This is a genomic window from Pseudonocardia autotrophica, assembly GCF_003945385.1.
GTDB classification, from domain to species: Bacteria; Actinomycetota; Actinomycetes; order Mycobacteriales; family Pseudonocardiaceae; genus Pseudonocardia; species Pseudonocardia autotrophica.
Genome location: NZ_AP018920.1, coordinates 3,306,187 through 3,320,226 on the forward strand (window position 1 = coordinate 3,306,187; position 14,040 = coordinate 3,320,226).

Sequence of the window (14,040 nt, forward strand, 5' to 3'; positions counted from 1 at the left end):
ACACACCTGTTGCAACGGGTGTGCGGCGCGGTCATCGGGTGTGTGGCCGGCGGAGCTGTGCGGCTGGGGAAGCGTGCGGCCGGCGTGGCTGTGCGGCCGGGGTAACGACGACGGGGCCCGCACCCCGGGTGGGATGCGGGCCCCGTCGGGGACCGCGCTGTCAGTCGTCGGCGAAGAACGGGTCGGCGGTCGAGGTCCGGTCGGTGCCCCCGGTGCCCTGGTCGTCGCTGCCGGTCCGATCGGTGGCGCCGGTGCGGTCGGTGGCCGAGGGGGTCGCGCTGCCGCTGGTCGACGGCTCGGTGCTGCCCTCCGGGCTGCCGGACGCCGACCGGGGAGTGCTCGACGACGGGGTGCTCGACGACGGGCTGCTCGCGGCCGGGCTGCTCGTGGCCGGGCTGCTCGCGGAGGGAGTGCTCGCCGACGGCGAGCGGTCCTCGGAGGACCGCGGGGCGGTGGAGCGCTCGGAGGACCGCGGGGTGGACTCCTCGGAGTCCGCCGGGGACGTCGTCGTCCCGGTCCGCGGCGAGGAGTTGCTCGCCGTCGAGACGTACTCGGCGATCGCCCAGCCGCCGTACTCCGGCAGCTCGACGAAGCCGTTGCGGGCGTCGCCGACCGACGTGGTGTCGCCGCGCTCACACACACCCACGATCGGCGCGTCGGTGGCGGGCTCCGAGCGCACGTTCACGCTCGAGGTACAGGTTCCGGTGCCGGCGGCGGCCGCAGTGCCTGCGATCACACCGGTCGCGGTGACGCCCGCCACTGCCAGTGCAGCGGCGACGGCGGCGAACCGTCGGGAGTTCGGCTTCATCGTGGGACATCCTCCGTGCCGACGACGGTGGAGCACCGTCGTGGAGTCGCGTTTCGTCTGATCGGTGGGCCCGTCCGCATGGTGTGCGGCGGTTCTGTTCCGACCAACGAGTGAGGGCGCGCGCGATTCGCGGACGGAGCGTCAATCACCCCATCCGGCGACCCTGTGTAGCTGACAAACTGCCGCACATCACTCTGGGTACACAGTTGCGTCCTGTGATCTCCGTACGGTCGCCCGATCTGGACTAGGGTCGGTCTCCGGCGGACGCTCCGAGCTCAGAAGCGTCCGGACGAGCGCGGCCGCGCAAGGCCGGCTGCGCCGGAGTGAAGGCAGCATCACCACAGCACCACAACGGGATGGAGAATCTGCGCGTGTCGAACACGAGCCGTCGTCTGTTCACGAGCGAGTCGGTCACCGAGGGCCACCCCGACAAGATCTGTGACGCGATCAGCGACACGATCCTCGACGCGATGCTCGCGCAAGACCCGAGCAGCCGGGTGGCCGTCGAGACCATGGTGACCACCGGCCAGGTGCACGTCGCCGGTGAGGTCACGACCAATGCCTACGTCGAGATCCCGCAGCTCGTGCGGGACCGCATCCTGGAGATCGGGTACGACTCGTCCGCCAAGGGCTTCGACGGGACCTCCTGCGGTGTGAACATCGCGATCGGCGCGCAGTCCCCGGACATCGCGCAGGGTGTCGACACCGCCTACGAGAAGCGCGTCGAGTCCGCCGAGGACGAGATCGCCAAGCAGGGCGCAGGCGACCAGGGCCTGATGTTCGGCTACGCCTGCGAGGACACCCCGGAGCTCATGCCGCTCCCGATCGCGCTGGCGCACCGGCTCGCCCGCCGGCTGACCGAGGTCCGGAAGAACGGCACGCTGCCCTACCTGCGCGCCGACGGAAAGACCCAGGTCACCATCGACTACGAGGGTGACAAGCCGGCCCGGCTCGACACCGTCGTGCTGTCCTCACAGCACGCCGCGGACGTCGACCTCGACGGCATGCTCGCCCCGGACATCCTCAAGCACGTCGTGACCCCCGAGGTCGAGGCGCTCGGCTGGGACCCGTCCGAGCCGCGGCTGCTGGTCAACCCGACCGGCCGTTTCGTGCTGGGCGGACCGATGGGTGACGCGGGCCTGACCGGCCGGAAGATCATCGTCGACACCTACGGCGGCATGGCCCGTCACGGCGGCGGCGCCTTCTCCGGCAAGGACCCGTCGAAGGTCGACCGCTCCGCCGCGTACGCGATGCGCTGGGTCGCCAAGAACGCCGTCGCCGCCGGGCTCGCCGGCCGGATCGAGGTCCAGGTCGCTTACGCGATCGGCAAGGCGGCCCCGGTCGGCCTGTTCGTCGAGACGTTCGGCACCGAGAACGTCGACCCGGCGAAGATCCAGGCAGCCATCGAGGAGGTCTTCGACCTGCGCCCGGCCGCGATCATCCGGGACCTGAAGCTGCTCCGCCCGATCTACACCCCGACCGCCGCGTACGGCCACTTCGGCCGTACCGACGTCGAGCTCCCGTGGGAGGACACCTCCCGCGCCGACGCGCTGAAGTCGGCCGTCGGAGCCTGACCGCACCGCACTCTCCCGTGGCCGGGCCCGCATCGCGCGGGCCCGGCCACGGGCGTGTCGGTGTCCGTCCGCGCCGCGCGCAGGTGTCCTCGGGAGCGTCCCGGTGTCCAGCCGGTGAAGGCGTCGGGCCCGTCTGGTAGACCCCTGGCCGTGAGCTCTCCCGCGACCGCACGAACCGCCGGGCCGGCGCGCGCCCGGCGCCCCGCGCGCAACCGTGGCGAGTGGCAGCAGGCCGGGACGCTGCCGGTGGCCCGGATCGTCGTCGACGTCCCGCTGCCGCACCTGGACCGGCCCTTCGACTACCGGGTGCCGACCCACCTGGACAACGTCGCCGTGCCCGGCGTCCGGGTGCGGGTCCGGTTCGCCGGCCGGATGGTCGACGGCTACCTGCTCGAACGCGCCGACTCGTCCGGGCACGGCGGGAAACTCGCCTGGGTGGACAAGGTGGTCTCCGCCGAGCCGGTGCTGTCCCCGGAGGTCGCCGGGCTCGCCCGCGCCGTGGCCGACCGCTACGCCGGGGTGCTGGCCGACGTGCTGCGGCTCGCCGTGCCCGCCCGGCACGCCCGGGTCGAGTCGGAGACCCCGCGGGCCCGCACCGTCGCCGAGCCGGCGGAGCCCGACCGCGCCGGATGGGCGGCGTACCCGCGCGGCGGGGCGCTGCTCGATGCGCTCGCCGGAGGCCGCGCGGCGCACGCGGTCTGGCAGCCGCTTCCCGGCGAGCAGTGGGCGGTGCGCCTCGCCGAGGCCGCCGCCGCGACCCGGGCGGCCGGCCGTTCCGCGCTGCTCGTCGTCCCCGATCAGCGCGACGTCGACCGGCTGCACACGGCCTGCGCCGCGCTGGTCGGTGCCGATGCGGTCGTCGCGCTCACCGCGGACCTGGGCCCGGCCGAGCGCTACCGCAGGTGGCTGGCGGTGCGGCGGGGCGACGTCCGGGTGGTCGTCGGGACCAGGTCGGCCGCGTTCGCCCCGCTCGGCGAGCTCGGGCTGCTCGCCGTCTGGGACGACGGCGACGACTCGCACTCCGAGCCGCGCGCCCCGTACCCGCAGGTCCGCGACGTGCTGGTGCTGCGCGCGCACCGGGAGGGCGCCGCCGTGCTGGTCGCCGGGTTCACCCGCACCGCGGAGGCCCAGCTGCTGGTGGCGTCCGGCTGGGCGCTGGCGGTGCTCGGCGACCGGGCGACCGTGCGGGCCCGCGCACCGCGGGTCACGGCGATCGGGGAGAGCGACACCCAGTTGGTGCGCGACCCGGCGGCCCGCGCCGCCCGGGTCCCGGGAGTGGCGTTCGAGGCGGCCCGCGCGGCGCTGAAGGCCGGGCGTCCGGTGCTGGTCCAGGTGCCGCGGTCGGGATACCTGCCGTTCCTGGCGTGCGCGTCCTGCCGGGAGGCTGCCCGCTGCCGGCACTGCGCGGGGCCACTCGGGCTGCCCCGCCCCGGCGCCGGTGGCCCGGACGCCGCCGCCGGACTGCCCGCGTGCCGCTGGTGCGGGCGGGTCGAGCCCGGCTACCGGTGCGGCAACTGCGCGTCCCGCAGGCTGCGCGCCGGGGTGGTCGGTGCCGGCCGGACGGCGGAGGAGCTGGGCCGGGCGTTCGCCGGGATCACGGTGCGGACCTCCGGCGGGGGATCGGCGATCCTCGACGACGTCCCGGGCGGGCCGTCACTGGTCGTCGCCACGCCGGGCGCCGAGCCGGTCGCCGAGGGCGGCTACGGCGCCGCGCTGCTGCTGGACGGCGAGGCGATGCTGGCCCGGCCGGACCTGCGGGTCGCCGAGGAGACGCTGCGGCGCTGGTTCGCCGCCGCGGCGGGGGTCGTCCCGCACACCGACGGCGGACGGGTGGTGGTCGTCGCCGATTCCGGCATCCCGACCGTGCAGGCACTGGTCCGCTGGGACCCGGCCGGGCACGCCGAGGTCGAGCTGGCCGAACGCACCGATGTGGGCTTTCCGCCCGCGGTCCGGATGGCCGCCGTCGAGGGTTCGCCCGCCGCCGTCGCCGAGATCTGTGATGCGGTGCTCGACGCCGACCGGGACCCGCCCGAGGGCGTCGAGCTGCTCGGGCCGGTGGAGATCGATCCGCCGGAGCGTCCGGGGCGGGGTGTGGACCGGGACGAGATCCGGGAGCGCGCACTGCTGCGGGTACCCCGCGGTGCCGGGCGCCGGCTCGCGGCCGCGCTGCACGACGCGCAGGCGCTGCGCACCGCACGCAAGGCGGCCGACGCCGTGCGGGTGCGGATGGATCCGGGGGAGATCGAGTAACCCCGCCCGGGCCGAATGGCACAATCGGCCACTCACCCCCGCCACCGAACGTCCGCGAGGAGAACCGTGCCCATCCAGCCCGTCCGGCTGTTCGGAGACCCCGTGCTCCGCACCCGCGCCACCGAGGTGACGGACTTCGACGCGGAGCTGCGCAAACTGGTCACCGATCTCGCCGACACGATGCACGACGAGGGCGGCGCCGGCCTGGCCGCGCCGCAGATCGGCGTCGGCAAGCGGGTGTTCGTCTACGACTGCGACGGCTTCACCGGGCACCTGATCAACCCCACCTGGGAGGCGGTCGGTGACGAGGACCAGATCGGCATGGAGGGTTGCCTGTCGATCCCGGGCTTCGGCTGGGACTGCCGGCGCAAGCTGACCGTCGTCGCCCGTGGCTGGGACATGCACGGCGAGCCGCTGGTCATCGAGGGATCCGAGATGCTGGCGCGGTGCATCCAGCACGAGACCGATCACCTCGACGGGGTGCTGTTCGTCGACCGGCTCGACGCCGAGACCCGCAAGCAGGCCATGCGGGAGATCCGCGAGGCCGAATGGTTCGGCGAGCCGGCACCGACGGTGCAGGTCAGCCCGCATCCACTGTTCGGCAAGGCCCGATGAGGCTGCTCTTCGCCGGTACGCCGGCCCCGGCCGTCCCGGCGCTGCGGGCGCTGCTCGACTCGCCGCGGCACGAGGTGGTCGCCGTGCTGACCCGTCCGGACGCGCCGTCCGGCCGTGGCCGCAGGCTCACCCGGTCACCGGTGGGGGAGCTCGCCGATTCCGCGGGCATCCCGGTGCTCACCCCGGCCCGCCCGTCCGAGCCGGACTTCCTCGAGGCGCTGCGCGAGCTGGCCCCGGACTGCGCACCGGTCGTCGCCTACGGGGCGCTGCTGCCGCGCCCGGTGCTCGACGTTCCCGCCAACGGCTGGGTGAACCTGCACTTCTCGTTGCTGCCGGCCTGGCGCGGGGCGGCGCCGGTGCAGTCGGCGATCCGGCACGGCGACGACGTGACCGGTGCGACGACCTTCCGGCTGGAGGAGGGCATGGACACCGGCCCGACCTTCGGTGTCGTCACCGAGACCGTAGGCCCCACCGACACGGCGGGGACGCTGCTGGGCAGGCTCGCCGAGTCCGGCGCGAAGCTGCTCGCGGCCACCCTCGACGGCATCGAGGACGGCACCGTGGTGGCCGTGCCGCAGCCGCCGGACGGCGTCACGTTCGCCCCGAAGGTCACCACCGCCGACGCCCGGGTGCCGGTGGCGGTACCCGCCACGGCGATCGACCGGCTGATCCGGTCGGTCACCCCGGAGCCGGGTGCGTGGTACGAGTTCCGTGGCGAGCGGCTCGGTGTCGGCCCGGTGACCCCGCTGCGCACCGGTGAGGTGGAGCTCGCCCCGGGCGAGCTGCTCGTGGAGCGCCGGCGGGTGCTGGCCGGCACCGCCACCGTCCCGGTCGAGCTGGGCGAGGTGAAGCCGAAGGGCAAACGCCTGATGGCGGCGCCGGACTGGGCCCGGGGCGCCCGGATCGAGCCGGGCGAACACCTGAGCTGACCCGCCGGACACCGGGCAATCCGGTGGCGGGCACCGATGACGAGCGAGGACGGCCGGAACCCTCCGGCCGAGGCGGGACGACCGCCGAGGAGACGACGTGAGCGAGCAGGACCCCGGAACCCGAGCGGGCGACGACCGACCCGGCCGTGACGACCGGCGCGACCGCGGGGACCGGCCCCGGCGGGACGACCGCGCGGGCTCCGGCTGGTCCGGTGACCGCGGGCGGCGGGAGACCGGCGACCGGTCCGGTGGCGGACCGGGTTCCGGCCGCGCCCCCCGCGACGGCGCCCGCCAGGACCGGGGCAGCGGCGGCCCGCGCCGCGACGGAGCCTCGGGTGGAGGCCCGCGCCGTGATGGTGGTGCCCCGCGCCGTGATGGTGCGTCGGGTGGTGCCCCGCGGCGTGACGGTGCCTCGGGTGGAGGCCCGCGCCGCGAAGGTCCGTCGGGTGGCGGACCGCGGCGTGATGGTGCGCCGGGTGGAGGCCCGCGCCGGGACTCCGGCTCCGCCCCGCGCCGCGACCGTGACACCGGCCGTGACCCGCGCCGCGACCGTGCCCCTGGTGGCCGTCGTGAGCCCTCCGCGGGCCCCCGCAACGCCGGCCCGCCGCGCGGCCGCAGCGGCTCCGGTCGCCCCCCGGCGGGCGATCCGGCCCGCCAGGCGGCCTACGACCTGCTGACCGCGGTGCGCGAGCGCGACGCCTACGCCAACCTGGCGCTGCCCGGCATCCTGCGCCGGCACGGCCTGCGCGACCGCGATGCCGCACTCGCCACCGAGCTGGGCTACGGCACCCTGCGTGCCCAGGGGCTGCTCGACGCGATCATCGACGAGTGCACCGACCGGCCGCTCGCCAAGATCGAGCACGCGCTGCTCGATGCGCTGCGGCTGGGCGCCTACCAGCTGCTGCGCACCCGGGTCCCGTCCCACGCGGCCGTCTCCACCTGCGTCGACCTGGTGCGTGGCGAGCACGGCGCGCAGTCCGCCGGGTTCGTCAACGCGGTGCTGCGCCGGATCGGTGAGCACGACGAGCAGACCTGGCTGGACCGGCTCGCCCCGGACGCGGCCGAGGACCCGGTCGGTTCGGCCGCGCTGCGGCACGCGCACCCGCGCTGGATCGCCCAGGCCTTCGCCGACGCGCTCGGTGACACCGGCGAGGGACTGACCGCGGCGCTGGCCGCCGACGACACCCGGCCACGGGTGCACCTGCTGGCCCGGCCGGGTGAGATCTCCGCGGAGGAGCTGGCGCTCGCGACCGGCGGTGACGAGGCCCCGTGGTCGCCGTACGGGGTGCACCTGGAGCCCGGCAGCGGCGAGATCGGTGAGCTCGACGCCGTCGCCGAGGGGCTGGCCGTCGTGCAGGACGAGGGCAGCCAGCTCGTCGCGGCGGCGCTCGCGCGGGCCGAGCTGGTCGGCGAGGACACCGGCCGCTGGCTGGACCTGTGCGCCGGCCCCGGCGGAAAGGCCGCCCTGCTCGGTGGCCTGGTCAGCGCGCTCGGCGGAACCCTCGACGCGGTCGAGTCCGCCGAACGCCGGGCCGATCTCGTCCGGAAGCTGACCTCGGACCTGCCGGTGACGGTGCACGTCGCCGACGGCCGGGAGTCCGGGCTGCCCGAGGGCGCGTTCGACCGGGTCCTGGTCGACGCCCCGTGCACCGGCCTCGGTGCCCTGCGCCGCCGCCCCGAGGCACGCTGGCGCCGCCGCCCCGAGGACACCGCCGCGCTCACCCGGCTGCAGCGCGAGCTGCTCGTCGCGGCGCTGCGGCTGGTCCGCCCCGGCGGCGTCGTCGGCTACGTGACCTGCTCCCCGCACGTGTCGGAGACCGCGGGCGTGGTCGGGCGGATCGTCGGGCGGGCGGACCGCCCCGGCCCGGCCGGCCCGGTCGAACAGCTGGACGCCCGGGCCGCCCTGCCCGACGGCATGCCGGAGCTGGGCGACGGGCCCACGGTGCAGCTGTGGCCGCACCGGCACGGGACCGACGCGATGTTCCTGGCACTGCTGCGCCGCCCGGCCGGCTGATCCGGCCTCCCCCGTGCGGGATGTGATCCCTCCCTCGCACGGGGGTGCCGGACGCCGTGGCGGGCAGGGATAGCCTGCGGGCGTGCACCCGATGATCGCGCCCAGCATCCTGTCGGCGGACTTCGCGCGGCTCGCCGACGAGGCCGCCGCCGTCGGGCCCCGTGGCGACGAACCGGGCGCCGACTGGCTGCACGTCGACGTGATGGACGCGCACTTCGTGCCGAACCTGACGCTCGGCCTGCCGGTCGTGCAGAGCCTCGGTGCGGCCACCGGCATCCCGCTGGACTGCCACCTCATGATCGAGGACCCGGACCGCTGGGCCCCGGGCTACGCCGAGGCGGGCGCGCGGAACGTGACGGTGCACGTCGAGGCCGCCCGCGACCCGGTGATGCTCGCGAAGAACCTGCGTGCCGCGGGATCGCTCGCCGGGCTGTCGATCAAGCCGGGTACCCCGCTGGAGCCCTACGTCGAGGTGCTGCGGCACTACGACACCCTGCTGGTGATGAGCGTCGAGCCCGGATTCGGCGGGCAGAGCTTCATCCCCGAGGTGCTGGAGAAGGTCCGCGCCGCCCGCCGGCTCGTCGACACCGGGCACCTGCGGCTGCTCGTCGAGATCGACGGCGGGATCAACGCCGACACGATCGAGCAGGCCGCCGAGGCCGGTGTCGACTGCTTCGTCGCGGGCTCGGCGGTCTACGGCGCCGACGACCCGGGGCGTGCGGTCGCGGCTCTGCGCGACAGCGTGCGCCGCACGAACCCGCACCGCTGGGCCGGCTGAGGCGGACCGGCCGGGTGAGCACCGCGAGCCCCGCACCGTACGAGACGTCGGTCGGCGTCACGGACGCCATGCGCCGCGCGCTGGCCGCGTCCGACCGGGTGCACGGCAGCACCAGCCCGAACCCGGCGGTCGGCTGCGTCGTGCTGGACCGCGCCGGGACCGTGGTCGGCACCGGCGCCACCGCACCGCCCGGCGGACCGCACGCCGAGCGGACGGCGCTGGCCGCGGCGGGGGAGCGGGCCGTCGGCGGCACCGCGGTCGTCACCCTCGAACCGTGCAACCACCACGGGCGCACCCCGCCGTGTGTCGACGCACTGCTCGACGCCGGGATCGTCCGGGTGCACGCCGCGGTCACCGACCCGAACCCGATCGCCGCCGGTGGCCTGGAGCGGCTCCGCGCCGCCGGGGTGGACGTGACACTCGGCACACTGGCCGACGAGGTCGCCCGCGGTCCGCTGCGCGGCTGGTTGCACCGGCAGCGGACCGGACGACCGCACGTGACCTGGAAGGTCGCCAGCACCCTCGACGGCCGGGTCGCGGCGGCGGACGGGACCAGCCGCTGGATCACCGGCCCGCAGGCCCGCGGCGAGGTGCACGACCTGCGCCGCAGGATGGATGCGATCGTCGCTGGTACAGGTACCGTCCTCGCCGACGACCCGGCACTGACCGCCCGCCACCCGGACGGCACCCTGTTCGCCGACCAGCCGCTGCGGGTGGTCGTCGGGCTCCGGGACGTACCGCCAGGGGCCCGGCTGCACACCGACGGCGCGGCCCCGACGCTGCACCTGCGGACCCGTGATCCGGCCGAGGTGCTGAAGGATCCCGCGATGCGGGACGTCGTCGACGTCCTGCTGGAGGGTGGGCCGATACTGGCGGGAGCCTTCGTCGCCGCGGGCGTCGTGGACCGGGTGCTGGTGCATCTGGCCCCGGCACTGCTCGGCGAGGGCCCCCAGGCGCTCGGCGCCGCGGGTGTGGGAACGATCGCGGACATCGTGCGGTTGCAGGTGGACGAGGTCCGCCGCGTCGGCGACGACGTGGTCATCGACGCACGACCGGCCTCCGGGCAGGTCTGGTAGCAGGAGGCAACGAGGATGTTCACCGGCATCGTGGAGGAGGTCGGCGAGGTCGTCGACGTCCGGACCGACGACGACGTCGTCGTGCTGACCGTGCGCGCGGCACTGGCCGCCGAGGTCGGCCACGGCGAGTCGGTCGCGGTGAACGGCTGCTGCCTCACGGCCGTCGTCCCGGAGGGGACCGAGCCGGGACCGGCGCTCACCCTGGAACTGGTTCCCGAGACGCTCAAACGCACGTCGCTCGGTGCGATCGCGGCCGGCTCCGGGGTCAACCTGGAGCGGGCCGTCCCGGCCGGCGGCCGGTTGGACGGGCACATCGTGCAGGGGCACGTCGACGGGATCGGGACACTGGTGTCGCGGGACCCGGGGGAGCGGAGCGACGCGCTGCGTTTCTCACTGCCCGCGGAGCTGTCCCGGTACGTGGTGGAGAAGGGTTCGATCGCGGTGGACGGCGTCTCCCTGACCGTCGCGGCGGTGTACCCGGACGGGTTCGGCGTGGCGCTGATCCCGACGACGCTGGCCGACACCACCCTCGGTACACGCACTCCGGGTGACCCGGTCAACCTGGAGGTCGACGTGATCGCGAAGTACGTGGAACGGATGACCGCGGGGTACCTGCAGGGCCCCGGGTCCGGAACGGAAGGGGCCGCCCGGTGAGCGAGCCGTCGAACACCCCGGGCGGGGACACCTCCGGCAAGCTGCCGGAGAACCCGCACACCGCGATGTCGCCGTCGGAGCGGGCCGAGAGGTTCGCCCTGATCGAGAAGGCGATCGCGGACATCGCCGAGGGCAAGGCCGTCGTCGTGATGGATGACGAGGACCGGGAGAACGAGGGTGACCTGATCTTCGCCGCGGCCCGGGCCACCCCCGAGCTGCTGGCCTTCACGGTCCGCTACACCTCGGGCTACGTCTGCGTGGCGATCACCGAGGAGACCTGCGAGCGGCTCGACCTGCCGCCGATGCACCACACCAACCGGGACTCCTTCCGCACCGCGTACACGGTCACCGTGGACGCGAAGGAGGGCGTGACGACCGGTATCTCGGCCCAGGACCGGGCGCACACCATCCGGCTGCTGGCCGACCCGGCGACCGAGGCCGCCGAGCTCGTCCGGCCCGGCCACGTGCTCCCGCTGCAGGCCCGTGAGGGCGGCGTGCTGCGCAGGCCGGGGCACACCGAGGCCGCCGTGGACCTGGCCCGGATGGCCGGGCTGCCGCCGGCCGGTGCGCTCTGCGAGATCGTCTCGGAGAAGAACGAGGGCGAGATGGCCCGCGGCGAGGAGCTCGGGGTCTTCGCCGCCGACCACGACCTCACCCTGATCACGATCGCCGACCTGATCGCCTACCGTCGCCGGTTCGAGAAGCACATCGAGCGGATCGCGACCGCCCGGATCCCGACCGGGCACGGCGACTTCCTGGCCTACGGGTACGACTCGCTGCTCGACGGCGTCGAGCACATCGCGATGGTGATGGGCGACGTCGGAACCCCCGCCGACGACGGTGAGAACGTGCTCGTGCGGGTGCACTCCGAGTGCCTGACCGGTGACGTGCTCGGCTCGCTGCGCTGTGACTGCGGCCCGCAGCTCGACGCCGCGCTGGAAGCGGTGGCCCGCGAGGGCCGCGGTGTCGTGCTCTACATGCGCGGGCACGAGGGCCGGGGGATCGGCCTGCTGCACAAGCTGCAGGCCTACCAGCTGCAGGAGGCCGGCGCCGACACCGTCGACGCCAACCTCGCGATGGGGCTGCCCGCCGACGCCCGCGACTACGGCATCGGCGCCCAGATCCTGGCCGACCTGGGCGTGGTGTCGATGCGCCTGCTGACCAACAACCCGGACAAGCGTGCCGGCCTGGAGGGCTACGGCCTGCGTGTCGTCGGCCGCGAGGCGATGCCGGTCCGCCCGACCCCGCAGAACCTGCGCTACCTGCGGACCAAGCGCGACCGGATGGGGCACGACCTGCCCGATCTCGGTGGACTGGCCGATCCCGGCCGCTGAACAGCACGCCCGGCCGGGCCCGGTGGCACCCCCGTGCCCCCTGGTCCGGCCCGGGAGGCGAGAATCGACCCATGAGCGGTGAGGGCAGGCCCGCCGGGGCCGCACAGCTGGACGCGACCGGGCTACGGGTGGGTGTGGTCGCCGCGAGGTGGCACGCCGAGATCGTCGAGAACCTGCTGGAGCGGGCGGTCGCCACCGCCCGGGAGGCCGGCGCCGAGCCGACCGTCGTCCGGGTGCCCGGCACCGTCGAGCTGCCGGTGGTCGCCCAGCAGCTGGCCCGCACGCACGACGTGGTGGTGGCGCTGGGCGTGGTCGTCCGTGGCGGCACCCCGCACTTCGAGTACGTCTGCGACGCGGTCACGGCCGGGCTCACCCGGGTCGCGCTCGACGAGTCCACCCCGGTGGGCAACGGTGTACTCACCACCGAGACCCTCGCCCAGGCGGTCGACCGGTCGGGAGCCCCCGGTGCGCCGGAGGACAAGGGGACCGAGGCCTGCACGGCCGCCCTGGAATCGGCGCTGGTGCTGCGCGACCTGCGGGCCGCCGCCGGGGCCGAGACCGCCGGGACACCGTCAGCCGGGACACAGTCAGCCGGGACACAGTCAGCCGGGACACCGTCAGTCGGAACACCGTCGGCCGGGACACAGGCATGAGCGCCGGCTCCGAGCGGGCCGGACGGGAAGGATCGTCCGTGACCGAGCAGCCTGCCCCGGACAGCGGGACCCCGAAAGCCCCGGAGCGGTCCGCGGCCCCGGTGCCGACCGGCCCGGGCCCCGACGCCGTCACCCTCCGCCCGCGGGCCCTCCTGATCACCGCGTGGGTCTGCGCGGTCGGTGTGATGGTCTTCTTCGCGATCGTCGCCTACCTGATGCCCTCCGAGGACACCGGCGTGATCTTCCGGCCGGTCGACCAGGCCTCGATGATGGTGATCGGGGCCTTCGTGGCGGGCGGGCTGCTGCTGATGGCACGGCCACGGGTCCGGGCCGACTCGCACGGCATCGAGATCCGCAACGTGATGCTGACCCGCTGGTTCCCGTGGACCGAGGTGTACGGGATCTCGTTCCCCGACGGCGCCGCCTCGGCGCGGCTGGAACTGCCCGACGACGAGTATCACGCGATCCTCGCCATCCAGGCCGTCGACCGCGGGCTCGCGGTGCGCGGTGTCCGCACCCTGCGCGACCTGCACCGCGACGCCGTCCGCCAGGACTGAGCCGGGCCCGGCCACGGCTCAGCCGCGGAGCGCCCGGCGATGGGCCCGCTCGCCGAGCCGGGTGCCGCCGAGATCGGCCCGGTCGGCGGCCTCGGCCCCGCTCCGGTAGCCCGATCCGGAGACCTGCGGGGCGCGGGCGCGGCGCAGGCCGGAGAACTGTTCGGAGTAGGCCTGCGCCACCCGGTCCCCGCGGTCGGCCAGCACCAGCTCGGCCGACGTCGCGCCGCGGGCGGCGGCGTCGCTCTCGCCCACCGCATCCCGCTCGGCGTCGCACAGCCGCTCGTGCACGCGGGCGGCGAAGCCGTACAGCCAGGAGCGCCGGTAGGCGGCGACCGACTCGCGCGGATCGGGCGGCCGGAGCCGAGCCACGTGCGTGGACGCCTGCAGCAGCAGCGAGGTGTAGAGCAGCTCCACCCGCTCCCGGTCGGACGCGAAGCCGAACACGGTGACCGCCGCGACCTTTCCGCTGCGGGAGTCGTGCATCACCCAGCGGCAGCGCAGCGCCGCTGCGGTCCAGCCCAGCAGCCGGGCCTTCGGTGCGCTGTACGGATCGTGCACCGCGATCCGGACGCCGCCGATCGGATCGTGGCCCGGTGGCCCGGTGGCGGCCAGTACCGCCTCGTCGACACCGTGCCGCGCCATCAGCTCGACGGCCTTGTCGGTGTAGATCTGCGCCTCGGCCGCCGTACCGGCCCGCTCCGCCTTGGCCAGCAGCTTGCGGATCCGGTCCAGCCGGGCCTCCTGCTGCTCGGGACCGGGTGCGGCGGCGGTGTCGTGCAGGGTGCTCACGGTGCTCCT

The 14,040-nt window shown here is 75.1% G+C and carries 12 protein-coding genes and 1 pseudogene; 12 read left to right on the plus strand and 1 reads right to left on the minus strand.

Going from position 1 to position 14,040, the window contains the following annotated elements; genetic code table 11:
- The first annotated feature begins 203 nt into the window (after positions 1 to 203).
- From Pdca_RS15595 to Pdca_RS15650, 12 genes and pseudogenes are all read left to right on the plus strand, one after another.
- A complete protein-coding gene (locus Pdca_RS15595; protein ID WP_085913897.1) occupies positions 204 to 869 on the plus strand; it encodes a hypothetical protein in 666 nt (221 codons plus the stop codon).
- Positions 870 to 1,164: 295 nt separating this feature from the next.
- Positions 1,165 to 2,382, plus strand: coding sequence for a methionine adenosyltransferase (metK, locus tag Pdca_RS15600; RefSeq protein ID WP_085913896.1), 1,218 nt, complete (start codon positions 1,165 to 1,167; stop codon positions 2,380 to 2,382).
- Between the two features lie 150 nt (positions 2,383 to 2,532).
- A complete protein-coding gene (locus tag Pdca_RS15605) occupies positions 2,533 to 4,632 on the plus strand; it encodes a primosomal protein N' (protein WP_085913895.1) in 2,100 nt (699 codons plus the stop codon).
- A 66-nt stretch (positions 4,633 to 4,698) separates the two neighbouring features.
- On the plus strand, positions 4,699 to 5,247 hold the full coding sequence (def, locus tag Pdca_RS15610; RefSeq protein ID WP_085913894.1) for a peptide deformylase: 549 nt from the start codon (positions 4,699 to 4,701) through the stop codon (positions 5,245 to 5,247).
- Entirely contained in the window at positions 5,244 to 6,176 is a 933-nt protein-coding gene (fmt, locus tag Pdca_RS15615) for a methionyl-tRNA formyltransferase (RefSeq protein ID WP_085913893.1), read from the plus strand. Before def ends, fmt begins: the two co-directional genes overlap by 4 nt.
- Positions 6,177 to 6,846: 670 nt before the next feature.
- A complete protein-coding gene (locus Pdca_RS15620) occupies positions 6,847 to 8,190 on the plus strand; it encodes an RsmB/NOP family class I SAM-dependent RNA methyltransferase (protein WP_197720069.1) in 1,344 nt (447 codons plus the stop codon).
- Between the two features lie 91 nt (positions 8,191 to 8,281).
- Positions 8,282 to 8,968: a ribulose-phosphate 3-epimerase gene (gene rpe, locus Pdca_RS15625; protein ID WP_085913935.1), complete on the plus strand. Its 687-nt coding sequence runs from the start codon at positions 8,282 to 8,284 to the stop codon at positions 8,966 to 8,968.
- 68 nt (positions 8,969 to 9,036) lie between these two features.
- Complete coding sequence (gene ribD / locus Pdca_RS15630; RefSeq protein WP_085913934.1) at positions 9,037 to 10,044, plus strand: bifunctional diaminohydroxyphosphoribosylaminopyrimidine deaminase/5-amino-6-(5-phosphoribosylamino)uracil reductase RibD; 1,008 nt, start codon at positions 9,037 to 9,039, stop codon at positions 10,042 to 10,044.
- Positions 10,045 to 10,059: 15 nt separating this feature from the next.
- Positions 10,060 to 10,698, plus strand: a complete 639-nt coding sequence (locus tag Pdca_RS15635; RefSeq protein WP_085913891.1) for a riboflavin synthase — start codon at positions 10,060 to 10,062, stop codon at positions 10,696 to 10,698.
- Positions 10,699 to 10,763: 65 nt separating this feature from the next.
- Complete coding sequence (locus Pdca_RS15640) at positions 10,764 to 12,032, plus strand: bifunctional 3,4-dihydroxy-2-butanone-4-phosphate synthase/GTP cyclohydrolase II (protein ID WP_085913933.1); 1,269 nt, start codon at positions 10,764 to 10,766, stop codon at positions 12,030 to 12,032.
- 71 nt (positions 12,033 to 12,103) lie between these two features.
- Positions 12,104 to 12,571: pseudogene (gene ribH / locus Pdca_RS15645) on the plus strand (6,7-dimethyl-8-ribityllumazine synthase); the annotation flags it as partial.
- A 215-nt stretch (positions 12,572 to 12,786) separates the two neighbouring features.
- Entirely contained in the window at positions 12,787 to 13,242 is a 456-nt protein-coding gene (locus Pdca_RS15650) for a PH domain-containing protein (protein WP_232021688.1), read from the plus strand.
- An 18-nt stretch (positions 13,243 to 13,260) separates the two neighbouring features.
- Here the strand turns inward: Pdca_RS15650 and Pdca_RS15655 are convergent, their stop codons facing one another.
- A complete protein-coding gene (locus Pdca_RS15655; protein ID WP_232021585.1) occupies positions 13,261 to 14,031 on the minus strand; it encodes a DUF2786 domain-containing protein in 771 nt (256 codons plus the stop codon).
- Positions 14,032 to 14,040 lie beyond the last annotated feature (9 nt).

What these genes read in the sequence shown, in the direction of transcription:
- fmt (WP_085913893.1), top strand. Translation starts at nt 5,244, where the DNA reads ATGAGGCTGCTCTTCGCCGGTACGCCGGCCCCGGCCGTCCCGGCGCTG.
- ribD (WP_085913934.1), top strand. Translation starts at nt 9,037, where the DNA reads ATGCGCCGCGCGCTGGCCGCGTCCGACCGGGTGCACGGCAGCACCAGC.
- Pdca_RS15635 (WP_085913891.1), top strand. Translation starts at nt 10,060, where the DNA reads ATGTTCACCGGCATCGTGGAGGAGGTCGGCGAGGTCGTCGACGTCCGG.
- Pdca_RS15640 (WP_085913933.1), top strand. Translation starts at nt 10,764, where the DNA reads ATGTCGCCGTCGGAGCGGGCCGAGAGGTTCGCCCTGATCGAGAAGGCG.
- metK (WP_085913896.1), top strand. Translation starts at nt 1,165, where the DNA reads ATGGAGAATCTGCGCGTGTCGAACACGAGCCGTCGTCTGTTCACGAGC.
- rpe (WP_085913935.1), top strand. Translation starts at nt 8,282, where the DNA reads ATGATCGCGCCCAGCATCCTGTCGGCGGACTTCGCGCGGCTCGCCGAC.